Here is a 17,217-nt window from a genome sequence, read left to right as displayed (position 1 = left end):
TCCGTCACTTCGCTTCGATGGTGTCCTCGAACACTAGTCACCGCCTTGACCGCGCCGACGACGCGCGTCATAGTTAACGTCGTTAGAAATTCTAACAACGTTAGGAACGGGTAGTAAGTCATGATTTACCCACATCAACAGGGTCACGATGAAGGGCACTGCGACGCCTGAGCAGATCGAGGGGGTGCTGGAGAGCTGGCGGAATCAGGGCCGGTCGAACCCCGCGATCAAGTCCTTCGTCGTCGGCCGCGACCACGGCGGCGACTACACGTACGGCGCGGTGTTCGTCGCCGAACATCTCGACGGGCTCTTCGCCTACCTGACGCACCCGACCACCTACCAGACCGACCACCTCGGGCTGCACCTGGTCCAACGGCTGGAGATCTTCGACGTCAGTGACGACAACGACCCTGACCTGAACGCCAAGATCCAGGAACTGCACCGGCGCCGCAACGAGTTCAACCCGCAGATCGCCGGCATGCTCGCCCACGTGCCCACCTATACCGGCTCCGGCGTGGACGACTGACCGAGACCCCGGAGAAGGAGAAACCGTCATGGCCAAGCACGTCATCATCGGTGCCGGTTCCATCGGTACCAACGTCGCTCGTCTGCTCGCCGAGCGCGGCGAGAGCGTCCGGATCGTCACCCGCAGCGGCTCCGGCCCCGAGCACCAGCTGGTCGACCGGGTCGCCGCGGACGCGTCCGACCCGTCCCGCCTGACCGAGCTGTCCCGCGGCGCGGAAGTGATCTACCACTGCGCCAATCCACCCTCATACACGGTGTGGGAGCGCCTGTTGCCGCCCTTGCAGACGGCGGCCATCACCGCCGCCAAGGCGAACGACGCCGTCCTCGCGCTGACCGGCAGCCTTTACGCCTACGGTCCGCAGCCCGGTGGCCGGATGAACGAACACACCCCCATGGCCGCCACCGGGCACAAGGGCCGCCTGCGCAGACGCATGTGGGAACAGGCCCTCGCCGGGGGGATCCGCACCGTCGAGGCCCGCGGCTCCGACTACATCGGCAAGGACGCCAACGGCATCTACTCCCTGCTCATCAAGTCGGCCCTGCAGAAGGGAAAAGCGGCCTGGATCACCGGCCACCTGGACATGCCGCACACCTTCACCTTCAACGGCGACATGGCACAGGCCCTCATCACGCTGGCCTCGGAAGAACGCGCGTGGGGCCGACCCTGGCACGTGCCGTCCGCGCCGGCCATCACCATTCGCGAGCTGGCGCGGCGCTACGCCGTCGCGGCGGGCCGGCCACCGGTCAAACTCATCCAGATACCGCGCTCCATGACGCGTACGGCCGGGGTGATCGTGCCGATCGCCCGCGAGATGGCCGAGATGGACTACCAGTGGTACGCGCCGTTCCACATGGACGCGACGGAGACCGCCGAGGCCTTCGGCCTGACCGCCACCGACCTCGACACCGCCGTTCGCAACGAGGTCAGCTGAACTCCCACCGCCACACCAGCACGTCGAACTTTGGGACGACGCTGCGAACGGCTCGAAGTGGCGCCGCGACATCACCCACCTTCGCGACGTCCTTGACCCTCCGGTCCCTCCACAAGAGGAAGCCCTCTTCGATATCTAAGCGATCACCCAAAGTCACGGGTCACAGAAGTTGGACCAGAGCCCGCAGTCACGCACATAACCACCGAGGGCCTGGACGATGCGGCGCACGCTCGCCGTACGGTCCGCGAACACGACGGCGTCTACGGCCGGCAGATCCATGCCCTCGCCGAGGACTTGTGCGTTGGTCAGGATGCCGGGGGGAGCGGCGATGAAGCGGTTCCGGATCTTCTGGCGCTGGTCGGGGGTGTGGGTGCCGTTGATCGACTGCACACTCAAGTCCGTTGGCCAGGGGGGACGTTGGTCTGCGGGGAGGGTGCGCAGGCTGGGTGCCTCTATGGGGTTCGTCAAGGAATCGAGCTGCGTTTGGCCGGGCTGACGGGCAGCATGGCGGCATGCCGGATCTGCTGTGGGATGACGTCAGGAGCTTTTTCGACCCTGACCTGATGGGTGCTCTGCCTGATGTGTCCGTGACCGACACCTCGGTCGATGACTGGCAGGCGGTGTTCGACCTGGCCGGGTCGAGCGGGTGGACGTGGGAGTACTCGGAAGGCTGCGTTCGCATGCCTTTGCCCTCGGCGCAGGAGGTGCTGTCACGGCCCACGGACGCGGACACGGCCCTGCTGAAGGTATGGCCTGTCGCGGATGTGCAGGTGAACTTCTGGCCGATGTCGGCCGGTGAGATCGACTTCGATGTCGATCTCCGGGAGTTGCAAGGCCAGGAAGGAGTGGACGTCCTGTGCGGCCTCCTCGGCACGATCGGGCGTCGGCTGGGCAGGCCCGTGCTGATGACCGGAGAAGGAGACCGGGGGAAGCCGGTGCTCGGGTTCGACCCCAGGGCCGATCGCGTGGTTCTGCTGGCAGATCCCCTCGGAGTTCAACTGACCGCCGCTGCAGGCCGGGATTCGTAGAAGGCGCCGTCGCGGAGCATGGCGAACAGGACGCTGACGCGGTGGCGGGCGAGACGGAGAAGAGCCTGCGTGTGGGTCTTTCCGCGGGCCTGGCACTTGTCGTAGTAGGTGCGGGAGGCGGGATCGTGCAGGGCGGCGAACGCGGACAGGAACATCGCCCGTTCACCACCAGCAGGTCGAAGACGGGGACGGGGACGATCGTGTGCTGGGTCTCGGCGATCCGGGCCAGGGAGTCGAGCGTGACGAACACGGTCGCCCGCTCGCGCCGCTTCCTGCGCTGGGCCAGCCAGTAGGCCAGGTACTCCCCCGAACTCGTACTCGTCGCGCCTGCGTCGGCGAGTAGCGGATACTTTCCGGCGTCGAGGGAGGACACGGCCATCAGCATCTCGCGGCGGCCGTCGCTACGGGCTGCGGCCGCCCACTGGCCGATCAGGTCCCGGGACGGCACGGCGATCAGCAGGTGGTGGGTGTCGTGTGCCTCGGCGGTTCTGAGCGCGATCAGCGTTTTGCCGGTACCGCACGCGGAGACGAGGTGGCCGCGCGAGCGAGGGTGCTTCAGATGCCGGACCGCCGCGTCGATGGCCGCGTTCTGATCCGGACGCGGCACGCGGCGATCCGCGGGAGTAGTCGAGGGTGTCGCAGCAGCCGCTGGCTCGAGGTTGAAAGACATCGGGTACGGCCTCAACTCGCGGCGGAATGGTCGCCGTCCATCCTCCCGTACTCGCGGCGGCCCTTGTGGATACCTGGCGAAGCTGCCTGACCGGCTACACCTGTTCCTGGTACACCTTGATGTCGGTGGGCCTGAGTGGGCGGATCGTCGTCCAGGCTGCTCGCGCGCTCAGTTCTTCGGCCCACTCATCGAGATTATCTCCGGCGCCGTGGAAGAACCACGAGTGGAAGCTGCCGAGAGCCTGCAAGGCGGGAGCGGGTCCGTATCGAAGTTCGCAGTGGACCTGCACGTAGTGGTCGTGGTTGCCGTCGCTGTCGGCGATTTCGAACTGCCGGGCAAGGTCCAGCGTGAACGTCGCAGGACCGTCGAACGAGTAGATCCCGTATTGGAACAGAAGGCCATCTGCATCGGCGGTGTCCGCGACGTCGAAGAGCCGTCGGCCAAAGCGGAGGAAGGCGAGCCAGGCGTCTTCCGTGTCAAGGTCAGTGAACGTCTGCTGTTCGCCCTTCAGTTCGCTCTCGAGGAGCGCGGCGGCCTCGTCTATCGGCAGTCTTTGCGTCAATGCGTGCCTTCCTCGTCCATGGCAGCGGGCTGAGCGTATTCAGCCAGGCGGCCCTTCCTGTTCGCACCATTAGAAGATGCCGGCCTGCATATGCTGCGTGAGGTTCTCGAGGATCTCGCGCAGCCATGGAGCGCGGGCGGCCGGCAGCCGGACCAGGGTGTGCTCGAATGTTCCTCGGTCAGCCCGGAACAGTTGATGGGGTGCCGGCGCCGGTGGGTCGTCGCGGAGCACGCCGTCGGGCATCACTCCCGACGCAAGCGTGGGCAGATGCGACTCGGGGTAGATCATCCACAGCCACACACCGAACGGCAGCGGCACTCGGCATGCCGAAGTAGCCGAGTCTGACAGGGTCCAGATCTGCCCTGTCTGCGGATGGATCGGCACGAGAAGGATGTCGGCGTCCGCGTCGGGTACGGGTAGCCCTGGTCCGGCCAGGACGGCGTGTCGCTCGGGCAGATGCGAGGGCAGCAGGGTGTCGAGGGCGCGTTGAAACACCTCCGCGGCCAGTCCGTCCGGAACGGTCACTGTCCGACCTTGTGAGGCCGCCAGCAGGTGGGCGAGTGCCTGGCCGGCGGCTGCTTCCCATTGCGGGCTCCAGGACCAGAAGTTGTTCAGGCCCAGCCGTGATCCCCACACCGTGGTCATGGGCTCGAATGGAGGGGTGCTCTTCACGTTGTCCATCAGTTCCGCCCAGGAGAGCGGCGTGTCCTTGGCGCCATCAACGGAGAGGCGGCGTACGGCGTCGGGGGCAAGCCACACGACTTGCCAGAGCGAGCAGTCATCGATCCGGCTCGCCACGGGCAGGCCGCAGGACATACAGGCCATGTTGGGACCGTCAGCCCCGTCGATCCCGCAACAGGCACTGCCACGCTTCTCCGGGATCAGTACAGTGTTGCGGGTATCTCCGGGAGCGATGACGATCGCGCCCGGCGCACCGTCGGACAGAGCGTAGACCGGCGCGTAGATGCCGCGGGCGGATGCTTCGCCAGGGGCGATCTCCGCCCATCGCCGCCATGGGGGTCCCGAAGGCTCCGGGTCCACGGCGAAAGTGCCCGATTCCATCAGCGCCGGGAGCTGAACCGAGTTCCCGTACTTCTGGCGGGCGTGGACCGGCAGAGCAACCTGGGACAGGGGTGCGGTCAACTCGGTGCCGCACCCTGCACACACGAAAACGAACAAATGCCCTCCGTCGGGGAAGCAACGGCAGTTTCGCAGCCTGATCTCAGTCGGCCAACGCATTTTCGAGCATCGCGGAGACGGGGGTCTACGGATGAAGGCAGCTCCAGCGACAATTCGGCATCAGCCCATCGCACAGTCGAAAGTGACTGGTCCAGCCACGCTCAGTGAGTCAGGATCCTGAGGTGCGCCACGCTTCCGAGGATGCCGAGCTGCTGGATCTGGTCCGTCGCTACGTCACGCCCGACCATCGCTACCGAAAGCTGAGCGGCAGCTTGCTGCGCCTGGAAGGCGGCGAGTACGACCGGTTGCCTCGAGCTCTCGCCGAAGATGCCGAACTCGTCTCTACACGGGAGCTCGGCATCCTCCTTGAAGGCGGGTGGCGTGAGCGCAGGACCGCTGCATGGCTCATCGCCATTTCCGGCCGGACCGAGTTCCGCGAGCGCCTCGGGGAACTCCTGCTGCCCAGCGAGGTCTGCTGCGCGGGCTCCGCGTACTGCGTTGCCCTGGCCACCTTCGGCACACCGGACGACGCTGATCTGCTGGCTACCTACCTTGATCGCTATCTACGCCGGCCCGACCTCACGTACGACCAAATCATGGTCATGGGCGCCCTCGTATTCGTCGACTTGAATCTCGGAGGCGACCAAGCCTCGCGCCTTCTGGGCTCAGGCGGCCTCTGGCATCAGTGGCTCCAAGACGCATCCCACATGCAGAGCACGGAGGACCCCGCCACCTACCTGAGCCTGGTCCGCCGGCTCTGCGCTTTTTTCTTGAGGAGTGCGCCGAACTACGTCCCCGGGGATGATCACCGGCAGCGGCTCGGGGACGTTGAAATCCAGCGGCCGTTCGACTGCGATCCGGGCAGGATGCCTTCTTGTGAACCATGCACTGTGCGGCCTCGCGGCCAATGAGGCTCTGCCCGTCGAGTTGGTCGATCGCCTGATCTCGGTCGCGGACGCGGACATCGCCGACGGCCTCGCCAGTCGCGCGGACCTCAGCCGCGAGCAGGCGGTCAGCCTGGCCACGCAGGTCGAGGAGAGCGCCGTGCGGCTTGCGTATGCGGGTGTGCTGACCGCTGCCGACGTCGATCCCCTCACGCAGCCGCAGGCCGCACTCGCCCTACTTGAGGAGCGTTCTGGTGACTTGGGGTGGGCGCGGCTGTTCGCTGAGGACCCCGATTTCGAGCATCGGGTGAAGCTGGCCGCCTGTCCCGACCTTCCGGCCGATGTACGGGAGATGCTCGCCGCCGATCCAGACGTACGGGTCGTCGCGGAGCTCGCGTTGTGGACCACGGCGGACCTGGCGGCCCGTCTCGCGCGCCACCCGCATGCCGAGATCCGCCGCGCGGTGGCGGCCAACGAGGCAACACCACCGCAGGTCCTGTCCATGCTGATCACCGGCGAGGGGCTGCCGCCAGCAGAGCGGTGCCTGGTCTGCGACAGCGAGGAGACACCCTATGCGCACGATCCGCACTGTCCGCGGCTGGCCTGCGACCTGCGGTCCGGTGCCTCGTGCACCGGCTCACACGAATCCACCCTTCACGAATTGGCGGAGCAGGCCCTGTGGAACCCCGCCACGCCGGTCGAGGCGCTCCTGCGATTCGCCGACCACCCTTCGGCGCTGCTGCGCTGCCGACTGGCTGCCCGCCCCGACCTGCCGCCACAGACAGCGGCGCGACTGGCTGGTGACCCTGTTCCCGGAGTGCGGGCCGATCTCGCGGAGAATCCGGCGATCGACAGCGCCCTGATCCATGTGCTGGCGGCTGACCGTGGCCACGACGTACAGCGCAGACTGGCGCACAACCCCCGCGTACCGCTCGACGTACTTTCCGATCTGGCCTCCGCCACCAAGATCGGCTCAACGCTGCTGCCACGGATCGCCTCCGCTTCCCCCTCCGAGGTCGAGGGCTTGTCCCGGTCGTCGAATCCTGTGGTGCGGATGCTCCTCGCCGAACGGCGTGATTTGCCGGCCAAGATCCGCGACCTGCTGGCCGACGACCTTGACGCGAAGGTGGTCAAGTCCATCGCCCGGCACCCGGGACTGTCGGAAGCTCAGCTTCGGTCCATGGTGGAACGCCACGGATCCAGGGTCATCGCCAAGGTGGCAGCCAACCCGGAGACGCCGTCTGCCCTGCTGGAGTATCTGACGAGATACATGACACCGGTCCGCAAAGCACTGCGCGAGGTCGCCCGGCACCGCAACGCGACCGGTCCAGCGCTGCTCGCCTGCTTGACGGACAGACAGGCACGGTCTTGGGCTGCCGGGCACCCAGCCCTGCCGCCAGAGGCCATCGTCGAGCTTCTCACCGACCACGACTGGCAAGTGGTGGAAGCCGCTGCCTCGAACCCGTCCCTGCCACCGACCGTCATGGCGGAGTTGATATCGGAGTTCACCAGGACGTAGGGCCGACGCAGCACAGTTCGGCACGGTGCGGCGTCATGTTGTCCTTCAGACGGCGAAGCCGATGCTCGATACGTATTCGTACTGACCCCACTGGGAGCCGAGATCCGGCAGGACATCGGTGGTCCAGGCCTCCTCGAGTGCGAGGGGGTCAGTGTTGGCCCAGGCGGTGACGATGGCGTCCCAGCGGCGCACGTTCATCGGTTGCGTCCGAGGAAACCCGGGCCTTCAGGCCGGGGAGGAATCGGGCGCCTGCGGAGCAGGGCAGGGAGCTGTGATTTGCCGCCAGGGCGGATCACAGTGTTCTGGTTTGCGGATTTGAACCTAACCAGTAGTGGCACTAGTTTGTGAGCGTGACCGCGAACCACGTGAAGCGGGCGTTCAAGTACCGCTTCCATCCGACGGATGCGCAGGCGGCTGAGCTGTCGCGCACCTTCGGTTGTGTGCGGAAGGTCTACAACATGGCGCTCGATGCCCGTACCCGGGCGTGGACGCGGCAGGAGCGGATCAACTACAACCAGACCTCCGCGATGCTGACCGCGTGGAAGAAGACCGAGGAACTGGCCTACCTGGGCGAGGTGTCGTCGGTTCCGCTCCAGCAGGCACTGCGGCACTTGCAGGTGGCGTTCACCAACTTCTTCGGCAAGCGGGCGAAGTACCCGCGCTTCAAGTCGAAAAAGAAGTCCCGCAGGAGCGCGGAGTACACCACCAGCGGCTTCCGCTTCCGTCAAGGCGAACTGACGCTCGCCAAGATGGCCGAGCCCCTGGACATCGTGTGGTCGAGGCCGCTTCCCGAGGGTGCGCAGCCGTCCACGGTGACCGTGTCCCAGGATGCGGCCGGACGCTGGTTCGTGTCGATGCTCTGCGACGACACGATCACCCCGGCCCCGCGCACCACGAACGCGGTCGGCATCGACCTGGGCATCACGTCCCTGGCGACGCTCTCCACCGGCGAGAAGATCACCAACCCGAAGCACGAGCGCAGGGACCGGGCCCGGCTTGTCAAAGCCCAGCGGGAACTGTCCCGCAAGGCCAAGGGCGACGGCGCCAACCGGGCCAAAGCCCGCCGCAAGGTCGCCCGTGTCCACGCCCGGATCGCCGACCGGCGCCGGGACTTCCTCCACAAGCTGACCACTCGACTCGTTCGTGAGAACCAAACGATCGTGATCGAGGACCTGACCGTCCGCAACATGGTCAAAAACCACAAGCTCGCCCGCGCCATCAGTGATGCGGCGTGGAGCGACATGCGGACGATGCTGGAGTACAAGAGCGCCTGGTACGGGCGGGAACTGGTGGTCGTCGACCGCTTCTTCCCCAGCTCGAAACTGTGCGGTGCCTGCGGCACGATCCGGGCGAAGCTGCCGCTCAACATCCGTACGTGGACGTGTGAATGCGGCGCGGTCCATGACCGGGACGTGAACGCGGCGAAGAACCTTCTGGCCGCCGGGCTGGCGGTGTCTGTCTGTGGAGCCGGTGTAAGACCTCAACGGGAGTCCTCCCGGACGGGGCAGTCGGCGGTGAAGCAGAAAACCCCACGGCGCGAGCCGTAGGAATCCCCCTCGTTCACGAGGGGGAGGAAGTCAACTTCCAGTATCGAACTGACGCCAAGAGGACAGACAACTCGCGGTTGGTTGCAAGAGGCGTGACCACTTGGTGCCAACACCCTGTCCCGCCGACTGGAAACCGCCGGCTCGCGGAGCCTCACCGGTTCCAACTGAGCGGTTCGGCCGGAGTCTCGAAGCTGTGCTTCGCCCATGCCGCCTCAGCACCGGTCCGGAGACTCTGACGAGCAACTGTCGGTGATCGACAGCGTGACCGCCCAGCCGTTCCAGGACGAGAGAGGGCGGCCAGGGAGAACGGCCAGTGGTGCGGGCCTGGCTCAGTGACCTGCACCGGCTGTCAGTTCGGGTCCAGCCGGTGGGCGAGGTCGTGGGCGGTGGCGCCGGTGAGGTCTCCGACGTAGGGCCCGACGATCTCGATACGGCCGCCGGTGATCGACGAGCTCACGAAGGGGGTACCCCAGAGCTTGCCGTCGATGACGATGGCGATTTCGTTGCGTGGGGCCGGGGCCGACGCGATGGAGGCGGTGAGGGCGGCGAAACGGGTCCGGTCGGCGGAGTCGAGGGTCACCTCGACCCGCCAGGTGCCGTCGGCACCGCTCTTGTCGGCCTTCGCGGAGGCGACCTGGACGTCGGTCATGCCTGTGGCCCGGTCGGCCTGGACGCAGAACTCCGGGTGGGTCGCGCTCGCGGGCATGGGGTAGCCGCCGCTGCCCTGGGCGCAGGCGTGCTCGTTGGACGAGGTGACCGGCAGGAAGGAGATCAGGGCCGCCTTCCCGGTGCTCGTGGTGTCACCTCCCGCGGCGGGCTGAGGGTGGGCGCGCAGGGTCGCGCCGTCGGCGACGGCCACCCAGGCGGTGGCGACCGCGACGGCGGCGACGAAGCCGACACCGGCACGGGCCAGCCGCTGCCGCCGCCGGGCGATCCGCAACGCGCCGTCGGCCAGGCCGACCAGATAGGCACCGGCGGCGTCACCGCTGCTCCCCCGGACCTGGGCGTGCAGGGCATCGTGCAAGGACGTTTCGTGCAGCGGGTGTTCGGTCGAGTCGTTCATGCGACGACGCCCCTTCCGGAGGCGGTGGAGGAGGCGGCCGACTGCCCCGCCTCGGTCAAGGCGGTACGGAGAGAAGCGAGGGCCTTGTGGGTCTGGCTGCGGACCGTCCCCTGGGCGACACCCAGAATCGCGGCGATCTCCGCGTCCGGCCGGTCCTCGAAGTAGCGCAGCACGACCACCGCACGCTGGCGCTTGGGCAGCCGCCGCAGCGCGGCCATGATGTCCTGCCGCTGGACCACGGTGTCGGCCCAGTCGACGGCCTGCGCGGACGGCTGGTCCGGCAGGGTGTCGGTGACCGTCTCCCGTCCCCAGCTGAGCAGTCGGAAGCGGTCCACCTGGGCGTGGTAAAGCGCCCGGCGCACATAGATCTCCGGCTGCTCCCGGTCGCGCAGCTTCGACCAGCGCCGAGCGGTGGCGGCAAGCGCGGTCTGGAGCAGGTCCCGGCCCTGCTCCCAGTCCCCGGTGAGCAGGTAGGCCGTGTGCAGCAGCGATCTCGACCGTGCCGCCACGAACTCGCGGAACTGGCGTTCCTCGTCGGTGTTCAATGCGCCCTCCCTCGTTCCCCTGTAAAGACGGGCGCGGAAGGAGGTTCGACTGCCCCGCCGGCCAGACTTTCTCGCCCCCAAGCCCACCGGGCTCCTCGCGGGGGCGACGTGACGGCCACACACGGTCAAAGCACGGACATGATCAGCGGCGTCGTCAGCATCGCGTACTCGCACATCAGCAAGCGTGTCGAGCCGTGCTTCGGCAACGTCACACTCGTACAGAACTCGTAGGCCCGTACTGGGAGTCCAGGTCGGGCAGGACTCCGTCGGTCCATGCCTCGTCCACAGCCCAACGGTGAGGGCCGACCTGCGACCAGGTCGGCCCTCTGACAGCACTGGGCCCGCCGCGTCATCGGCCGCCCAGGCGCCGACGACGCAGTCCCAGGACAACCGGGCTCTGGCACTGACCTCACCGCCACTCCGAGCACATCCGCACAGCTATCGGCTCGCTCCCAGGCTCTGACACACCGGGGACCGTGGCGGGCACCGCACCCACCGCCGGGCCGGCTCTCACCTGGTCCCCGGCCCGTCCTCTCGCGCCCCCGCCTCGTCCACCGGGGGCGTGTCTCCCCAGCCCAACCGGATCACCCCGTACGTCTCGCCGCTCTTCGGCGGACGCGTCCAGGAACGGGTGGTGAACGTGTGCAGCCGCCCGTTCACGATGGCGTGCCGTGGCAGTGACGCGCCGAACTCCTCGGCAACGGCCTCCAGCAGCGACCGCTCCACCCCATGCCCGTCGACCTCCGCGGCTCCGACGAACCGGGTCGGCTCCAGGAGGCGAGGTATCTCCCCGCGCCGCCGTAGCTCGCCGTCCGCGTAGGTGAACGCGTACTCCTCGGCACCGTCCCGAGCGACGGACAGGTGGAAGAACGGCTCCCGGTACGGTTCCCTGAGGCCGATCCACACCACCACCGCGCGGGTACCCGAACTGGCGCTCTCGGCAGGGGAGATGAACCTCTGCTGGTGGAACGGCGCGGGTTGGCCGTCGAAGGCGAAGCTCCAGCCGACGCCGGCCCGGCCGACCGCCACGAGGGCCTTGTCGTCGAAGGAGGAGAACTCCCTCTGATCGCGGACCGACCTGCGGCGGGCTTCCCAGAGGGTCATGGGTGACTCCAGCACGGTCGCGTGCTCGTCTTCATTGCCGTGGCCGTGCTCGTGCCCATCCGCCAGGCGTTCTGCCAGCTCCTGCGGATCCACCCCCTCCACCAGGACGAACCGGTAAGAGGTGCGGTTGTTGCCCGGGTCCGGCACGGCGAGCCAAGCCATGCCGCTCAAGTCGAGGCCGTCCGCCGGACTCGGCGGGTCACCGACATGTCCCGCTCTCGGTGTGGACAGCAGCTGGCGCCCCCGCTCCGGGGTCAGCAACGGTCCGAGCACGGGATCGGCCACCCATCCCAGCGGTGCCAGGTGGTCGGGTCCCAGTGGCTCCCACAGGGGCAATGCCGCCGTCAGTTTCCACCAGGCCCCGTCGGTGTCGCCCCACCGCGCCAGCTCCCGCGCCTGCTCGACCGCCTCACCGAACGGTCCTGTCACCGTGTACCGGTACGTGCCGGCGCGCACCTGCTCCAGGGTCGCGTACGCCTGTGCCACCAAGGCCTCGTCGGCGCCGCGGAGAGAGAACATCAACGTGGAGTCGTCCCGGTACGAGTGCGCCGCGTGCTCGGCGACCAGCGACGGCAACAACTCGGCCGCGTACCGCGGGTCCGTCACCAGGCCGTCGAACGACACCCCGGAGGCCTGCCCGAGCAGACGTCGGATCTGGTCGCCCAACCCGACGGCCCGCGGCCGGCCGTACGACCTGGCCTCGTCCAACTGCTGCACAGCCCTTTCCCAGTTGCCGCGCAGCGCCTCCAGCCGGGCCGAGTCCACCAGATCGTCCAGCTCGCGCGTGGTGTCGTTGACGAACTCCGGCTGCTCCTTGCCGCGATGGGACCGCAGACTGTGGAACTCGCGGTACATCGCCTGCATGAACTCCAGGAAGTTCTCCAGCCGTTCCGGTGGGGCGGCCCGCCAGCTCGCCCAGGTGTAGACGGCCCACTCACCGTTCTCGTCCACCTCGTCGGGGTCCAGGAGGACATAGGTGGCGTCGGACTCGACGTCCAGCTGGAGCCCGCGCCGCCACAGCTCCGCCTCCTGCCGCTCCTCGGGGTCCGCGTCCTCGTCCAGGTACTCCTCGAAAAGATCGGCGAGACCCGACTCGTTCTCGTGCCAGTGCACGCTCTCGGTCCCCGCCAGCAGCCACACGAACCCGCCCGCGTGCCGCCATCCGTCGGTGACCTTGAGGAATTCCCGGTACGACGGGGGCATCCGTCGACCCAGGCGTTCCTCCATGGCCGCGATGCGCTCCTCGGAAGCGGGCGGGAACCCCAGCCACCGGGCCTCCCGCGCGGCCTCGTCGTCCCGGCCGCGCATCTCGTCGTCCGATAGGGAGTCAGCCCACTCCTGGCTCCACCGGAGCAGGAAGGAGCGCCAGTCGAATGCCGTGGTCTCCGTCATGGCCCCGATGCTGTCACCCGCCGCTGACAACCGGGCGTGTCCGCAAGCCCGTTCAGGCCGGCGCGTGGTGGGGCGAGGTGAGCAGGGCGCGCAGGGATGCGGTGTCGGGTGTGTCGGCGACGGCCGAGTCGATGGCGTCGTCCATGGCCTTCTCCCACGACTCGGGGAGCAGCAGTCCGGGCTGCCCCGACCAGCCGATGTCCGGCTTGGCCTGCCCGGACTCGGCGAGGCGCAGGTGGACCAGGCCCGCGAGGCCGTCGAAGATCCTGGGCCGAATGAAGTTGCGCGCGGACTGCCCGACCAGTCGTGTCGCCTGGTGCGGCTTGGGCATCCGGTCGGCGACCTCCGGCCAGAGCAGGCCGCGGTCGAACGCGTCGAGAATCTCCTCCAAGCCGGGCAGGAGGTCGTCGGTCACCTCGCCGGTGGTGCCGTCCCGGCGTACGGAATCCGTCACCGCGCCGCCCGCTCCCTGCACCGAGGTCCGAAGAGTCCTGGCCACGGCGACCCGTAGCGGTTGGGACCAGCCCTCTGCGTCGGCGAGCGCGCGGGACATGACCAGTTCGTCCCAGCTCTCGCGCCGCAACAGTGCTGACTCCTGGGGCAGTGTGCGCGCCTCCAGTGCGGTGAACAGGCGGTCGGCGTCGCGCAGGAGGGCGAGGCCGGTGGGCCCATCGGTCGGTTCATCGGGCCGGTCGTCCGCCGGGAGCTGTTCGAGCCGGGCGATGCGTTCGGCTGTCGGGGGGTGTGAGTCGTACGGGTGCGGTCGCGGCGAGCGCTGTCCGGCGGAGAGGGCGACGAGCCGTTCGCCGGTGCGCGCGGCGAGCAACCGGCGGAACCCGCCGTGCACTTCGCCCGCCGGCGGGAGCGCACCCAGCGAGGTGCCCATCGCGAGGTATGTCTCCAGGTAGTGGGTGTGAGCGCCGGTGAGCACCGGAACGGCGCGTAGCGCGGCGACCGTCGTGTCACGACCGGCGTGCCTGGCCGCCATCCGGTCCGCCGCGAGCTCCTGGTGGCGAGCCACGGACTGGGTGGTCCGCAGATACATCCGGGCGTAGCCGACGTACAGGGCACCGATCGCCTGATGCAGCTCGGTGCTGCCCTCCTGGAACGCCTTGACCGTCTGCAGGAGTGCCGCGCGGCCGCGCATGGTGACGCCTCCGAGCCGGGTGTCGAGGTTGCCGTAGTGCCCGAACTCGTGGGCGAGGACGGCGCGCAGTTGCGGGACGGTCAGTCCGGCGAGCAGCGGTAGCCCCAGATACATCCGGCGTCGTCCGTGCAGCAGTCCGAGCATGCGGCTCTGTTCGGAGACGCCCGCGTTGACCTCGGCGACGAGGTAGAGCTCGTCCGGCGGCCGCTGTCGCGTGACCTCGGCCGCCGCCCGTACCTGTTCCCACAGCCCGGGCTGGTCCTCGGGGGTGACCGCCACCCCCTCCAGGACCGGCCCCAGCCGCCCAGCCCGCAGGAACGTGAACAAGCCACGCAGAATCGCCGCGGACAGCAGCACGGTGACGATCAGCACCGTGCCCCCGATCCACGCCGCCTTCTCGGTGACCGGGTGGGTCAGCACCAGCCAGTCGAGCACGGCCATGGCCGACAGCAGTGCCAGGCCCATGAGGAAGAAGCCGAGCAGCAACGCGAACGCGCGGACGGCACGCAGCCGAAACGTCATCGAGAATTCCCCACCCACCTGGTTCACCTGCCCGAATGGGCCGGGAGCGCTCGGGATACTACCTGCGGCCTGCCGACCCGCGTTCACCGCGGTTGTCGCGTGGGCCGGGGGATCGCCGTCCTGCCAGGGAAGTGCGGTGACCAGCGACCACCGCCACGGCGGACAACTCGGCATCGAGCAACGAACCGCCGTCCTCGCCGACGAGGCGCTCAACCTCCAAAACACCGGCAGTGCCACCCAGCGGGTACGCAGCAGCCTCTACGCCTCAGCAGCCGCCTTCCGCTCCTCCACGATGTGGGCCGCCATCGACGGCCGGCACTACGACGTCGCCAAGGTGCACATGCGCGAGGCCCAGGCCCTCGCCGAGATGTCCGGCGACCAGGCGATCAAGTTCCGCATCTGGAGCCACGCCGGCACCATGTACCGCCACATGGGCCGACCCGCCGACGCATTCGCCGCCAACGACGTCGCCCGCAACCTCCACCTCACCCGCCGCGACCCCCTCTTCGCCTCCCTCGGCCTGGCCCGCCAGGGCGCCATCCACGGCGCAGCCCACGACTGCACCGGCACCCGCCGCGCCTTCGAACAGGCCCAGGACGCCATGCTGCGCGCCGACGTGGACGCTGCTCTTTGAGGGTCGATCTCTTGTCGGTGCCTCTCCTCAGCCGTATGGGTTCGGTCGGTGGACCTGCCCCTGGTCAGCATCGACTCCACCACAGCCCGAGCCCACCACGAACAAGGCGTACTCTCCCGCGGAAACCGCGCCCACCTGCGCAAACGCCGTATCAAGGCGGTCATCCCGGAGAGGAAGGGCTCCAGAGGTGGCCGACCCATCAGCCACGACGCCGATCTCCACAAGGAGCGGAACACCGTCGAACGCCTGATCAACAAGCTCAAAGCATGGCAAGGCATCGCCGCCTGATACGACAAGACTCCCGACAGCTACCTCGCCGGTTTCCACCTGCGCGCCTCGATGATCTGGATCAAGGACCTCATCAGGGACCACCCGATGATCACGACTCGATATGCCCCTGGGTGACGCGCTGAGGTGCCGAACGCCAAGGGCGGGCAGGAGTTGAGTCAACGGTCAACCAGGGGGCCTCACCTGTGGATGCCGCGTCGGTGTCGTCGGTGCCGACCGGGCCGCGGAGAAGCATCCTGTCTAGCCACTTCGGCAGCCACCAATTGGTCCGGCCGAGGAGTGTCATGGTCGCCGGTACCAGCACCATGCGTACGACCGTGGCGTCGATGAAGATCGCGGTGGCCAGGCCGAGAGAAAGACCGCCACCATGATGAGGCCGGCCGAGGTGATGATCCGGGCGGTGCGCGAGACGCCCTCAACGATCGCCGTGCCGTTGTCGCCGGTGCGCAGGTACTCCTCGCGTACGCGGGAGAGGAGGAACACCTCGTAGTCCATCGACAGGCCGAACAGGATGGCGAAGAGGAACATCGGGATGAACGACACGATCGGAACCGTCGCTTCCAGCCCGATGAGTGCGTCTCCCCAGCCCCACTGGAAGACCGCGACCATGAGCGCACGGCGTTCTGGGACACCTACGGGCCCCGCGCGGCCACGTCCGCCGGCATGTGGAGAGCCCTCGTCTACGAGGCATGCCAGCTGAGCGATCCGGTTGAAGCGGCACAGCCTCCCTCCACAACTCCTCTGGTGTCGACACATACACCTCCGTGGCCGCCGTTCTGGCCCACCCGGCCGTGGCCACGTCACGGATGGTAGATGTCCCATATCTTCGACCTGGTGGGCGAAGGGCTCCGGCCCACGTCGCACTGCGCGGGATCCTGCGGCGGGAGCAGCCGGTATGCGCCGATCCGCTCCGTCCCGAACTGCACGTCCGCCTTCCCGGCGGTGGCCAGGTCCCGTGTCTTGCGCGGCTGTTCCCGGTCGCTCAGTGGTGCGCCCGCGTACGCCGCCACGAGGACCCGGGTGCAGGCGCCGTCCAGTCCGGTGGGAAGAGCGGCGGGGAAACCGACCGTACGGGTCCTGCTGCCGTCCGCGGACAATCGGTAGCGCATGACGGACGCCGTCTCCGTCCCCGTCGCGGTGGCCGTGAGGGTCCAGAACTCAACCTGCACGGCGAGCGGTCGGCACAGCGGCCGTTCATCGCCCGTGTGCTGGGTGCGGACGACGACCGACGCGCCCTCGTACGACGGGCCGAGCCCCTCGGTCGTCCCGTGGAAGGCGACCGCCTTCCGCAGCCAGGCCGCCTGTTCCCGCCCCGACCAGTCACCGTCGTCGCGGCAGCCGCCGGTCTGTGCGCCGACGGACGCTTTCGAGCAGCCGGTGGCGAGCAACACGAGGACCGCCGCGCCCGTCGTCAGGGCGGCGTGGCGGAGGCGGGTCTGGGTGCTGTGCATGGTTTCCCTCGATCGGAGCGGAGCAGGGCGGGCCGCGGACATCACGTGGCTCGGGAGGCGAGCAGTCTGCTGTCGCCCCGGCCGTGGTGGGGGCTTCGACTACCCGCTGTGTCCGTCCCGTGATCAAGGAGGCGACCCGGGGCCGGGAAAGGGCGCGCCGTCCGTCTCGTGCCAAAGGTCCGGCAGGGCTCGTCGACAGACGGTTTGCCGATCAGCCACGCGAAT

At 68.3% G+C, this 17,217-nt stretch carries 14 protein-coding genes and 6 pseudogenes; 8 read left to right on the top strand and 12 right to left on the bottom strand.

The window, feature by feature from the left end; genetic code table 11:
* Window positions 1-133 precede the first annotated feature (133 nt).
* Both QF037_RS46725 and QF037_RS46720 read left to right on the top strand, forming a co-directional pair.
* Entirely contained in the window at window positions 134-526 is a 393-nt protein-coding gene (locus tag QF037_RS46725; protein ID WP_307037751.1) for a Dabb family protein, read from the top strand.
* Between the two features lie 28 nt (window positions 527-554).
* A complete protein-coding gene (locus QF037_RS46720; protein ID WP_307036178.1) occupies window positions 555-1,457 on the top strand; it encodes an SDR family oxidoreductase in 903 nt (300 codons plus the stop codon).
* A gap of 153 nt (window positions 1,458-1,610) precedes the next feature.
* Here QF037_RS46720 and QF037_RS46715 read toward each other — a convergent pair whose 3' ends face one another.
* Window positions 1,611-1,847, bottom strand: coding sequence for a helicase-related protein (locus tag QF037_RS46715; RefSeq protein ID WP_307037750.1), 237 nt, complete (start codon window positions 1,845-1,847; stop codon window positions 1,611-1,613).
* 122 nt (window positions 1,848-1,969) lie between these two features.
* Between QF037_RS46715 and QF037_RS46710 the strand changes: the two genes are divergently transcribed.
* Complete coding sequence (locus tag QF037_RS46710) at window positions 1,970-2,485, top strand: hypothetical protein (protein ID WP_307036176.1); 516 nt, start codon at window positions 1,970-1,972, stop codon at window positions 2,483-2,485.
* Here the strand turns inward: QF037_RS46710 and QF037_RS46705 are convergent.
* The 4 genes and pseudogenes from QF037_RS46705 to QF037_RS46690 form a co-directional block, all read right to left on the bottom strand.
* Window positions 2,452-2,649 (bottom strand): annotated as a pseudogene (locus tag QF037_RS46705) (IS110 family transposase); the annotation flags it as partial. The gene QF037_RS46710 and the pseudogene QF037_RS46705 sit on opposite strands and share 34 nt — an antisense overlap.
* A 242-nt stretch (window positions 2,650-2,891) precedes the next feature.
* Window positions 2,892-3,155 (bottom strand): annotated as a pseudogene (locus QF037_RS46700) (DEAD/DEAH box helicase family protein); the annotation flags it as partial.
* Between the two features lie 94 nt (window positions 3,156-3,249).
* Complete coding sequence (locus tag QF037_RS46695; RefSeq protein WP_307036174.1) at window positions 3,250-3,717, bottom strand: hypothetical protein; 468 nt, start codon at window positions 3,715-3,717, stop codon at window positions 3,250-3,252.
* Between the two features lie 69 nt (window positions 3,718-3,786).
* Complete coding sequence (locus QF037_RS46690) at window positions 3,787-4,896, bottom strand: hypothetical protein (RefSeq protein ID WP_307036172.1); 1,110 nt, start codon at window positions 4,894-4,896, stop codon at window positions 3,787-3,789.
* A gap of 182 nt (window positions 4,897-5,078) precedes the next feature.
* On the opposite strand from QF037_RS46690, the gene QF037_RS46685 reads away from it, so the two are divergent.
* On the top strand, window positions 5,079-5,807 hold the full coding sequence (locus tag QF037_RS46685) for a DUF6000 family protein (RefSeq protein ID WP_307036170.1): 729 nt from the start codon (window positions 5,079-5,081) through the stop codon (window positions 5,805-5,807).
* Window positions 5,773-7,299: a hypothetical protein gene (locus QF037_RS46680; protein WP_307037748.1), complete on the top strand. Its 1,527-nt coding sequence runs from the start codon at window positions 5,773-5,775 to the stop codon at window positions 7,297-7,299. The genes QF037_RS46685 and QF037_RS46680 overlap by 35 nt, the downstream gene beginning before the upstream one ends.
* Before the next feature lie 45 nt (window positions 7,300-7,344).
* On the opposite strand, the pseudogene QF037_RS46675 reads toward QF037_RS46680, so the two are convergent.
* Window positions 7,345-7,497 (bottom strand): annotated as a pseudogene (locus QF037_RS46675) (transcriptional regulator); the annotation flags it as partial.
* A 152-nt stretch (window positions 7,498-7,649) separates the two neighbouring features.
* On the opposite strand from QF037_RS46675, the gene QF037_RS46670 reads away from it, so the two are divergent.
* The gene (locus tag QF037_RS46670) at window positions 7,650-8,846 is read left to right on the top strand and encodes an RNA-guided endonuclease InsQ/TnpB family protein (RefSeq protein WP_307036167.1); all 1,197 of its coding nucleotides are present in this window, start codon (window positions 7,650-7,652) and stop codon (window positions 8,844-8,846) included.
* Window positions 8,847-9,195: 349 nt separating this feature from the next.
* Here QF037_RS46670 and QF037_RS46665 read toward each other — a convergent pair whose 3' ends face one another.
* From QF037_RS46665 to QF037_RS46650, 4 genes are all read right to left on the bottom strand, one after another.
* Window positions 9,196-9,909, bottom strand: a complete 714-nt coding sequence (locus QF037_RS46665; protein WP_307036165.1) for a SecDF P1 head subdomain-containing protein — start codon at window positions 9,907-9,909, stop codon at window positions 9,196-9,198.
* Window positions 9,906-10,454: a SigE family RNA polymerase sigma factor gene (locus QF037_RS46660; RefSeq protein WP_307036163.1), complete on the bottom strand. Its 549-nt coding sequence runs from the start codon at window positions 10,452-10,454 to the stop codon at window positions 9,906-9,908. Before QF037_RS46660 ends, QF037_RS46665 begins: the two co-directional genes overlap by 4 nt.
* Before the next feature lie 510 nt (window positions 10,455-10,964).
* On the bottom strand, window positions 10,965-12,950 hold the full coding sequence (locus QF037_RS46655; protein WP_307036162.1) for an SMI1/KNR4 family protein: 1,986 nt from the start codon (window positions 12,948-12,950) through the stop codon (window positions 10,965-10,967).
* Between the two features lie 52 nt (window positions 12,951-13,002).
* Entirely contained in the window at window positions 13,003-14,619 is a 1,617-nt protein-coding gene (locus tag QF037_RS46650; protein WP_307036161.1) for a M48 family metallopeptidase, read from the bottom strand.
* 136 nt (window positions 14,620-14,755) lie between these two features.
* On the opposite strand from QF037_RS46650, the pseudogene QF037_RS46645 reads away from it, so the two are divergent.
* Both QF037_RS46645 and QF037_RS46640 read left to right on the top strand, forming a co-directional pair.
* Window positions 14,756-15,235: pseudogene (locus QF037_RS46645) on the top strand (XRE family transcriptional regulator); the annotation flags it as partial.
* Between the two features lie 132 nt (window positions 15,236-15,367).
* Window positions 15,368-15,658, top strand: a pseudogene (locus QF037_RS46640) (hypothetical protein); the annotation flags it as partial.
* Here QF037_RS46640 and QF037_RS46635 read toward each other — a convergent pair.
* Window positions 15,633-16,153, bottom strand: a pseudogene (locus tag QF037_RS46635) (MMPL family transporter); the annotation flags it as partial. The pseudogenes QF037_RS46640 and QF037_RS46635 sit on opposite strands and share 26 nt — an antisense overlap.
* A gap of 188 nt (window positions 16,154-16,341) precedes the next feature.
* Window positions 16,342-16,992, bottom strand: coding sequence for a hypothetical protein (locus QF037_RS46630; RefSeq protein WP_307036160.1), 651 nt, complete (start codon window positions 16,990-16,992; stop codon window positions 16,342-16,344).
* Window positions 16,993-17,217 lie beyond the last annotated feature (225 nt).

Origin of the sequence: Streptomyces canus, from assembly GCF_030815415.1 — a bacterium.
Lineage (GTDB): Bacteria > Actinomycetota > Actinomycetes > Streptomycetales > Streptomycetaceae > Streptomyces > Streptomyces canus_F.
Note: the sequence above shows the minus strand (reverse complement) of the source record. Positions and strands in the feature narration are given on the sequence as shown.

What these genes read in the sequence shown, in the direction of transcription:
- QF037_RS46720 (WP_307036178.1), top strand. Translation starts at nt 555, where the DNA reads ATGGCCAAGCACGTCATCATCGGTGCCGGTTCCATCGGTACCAACGTC.
- QF037_RS46665 (WP_307036165.1), bottom strand. Translation starts at nt 9,909, where the DNA reads ATGAACGACTCGACCGAACACCCGCTGCACGAAACGTCCTTGCACGAT.
- QF037_RS46655 (WP_307036162.1), bottom strand. Translation starts at nt 12,950, where the DNA reads ATGACGGAGACCACGGCATTCGACTGGCGCTCCTTCCTGCTCCGGTGG.
- QF037_RS46630 (WP_307036160.1), bottom strand. Translation starts at nt 16,992, where the DNA reads ATGCACAGCACCCAGACCCGCCTCCGCCACGCCGCCCTGACGACGGGC.
- QF037_RS46710 (WP_307036176.1), top strand. Translation starts at nt 1,970, where the DNA reads ATGCCGGATCTGCTGTGGGATGACGTCAGGAGCTTTTTCGACCCTGAC.
- QF037_RS46650 (WP_307036161.1), bottom strand. Translation starts at nt 14,619, where the DNA reads ATGACGTTTCGGCTGCGTGCCGTCCGCGCGTTCGCGTTGCTGCTCGGC.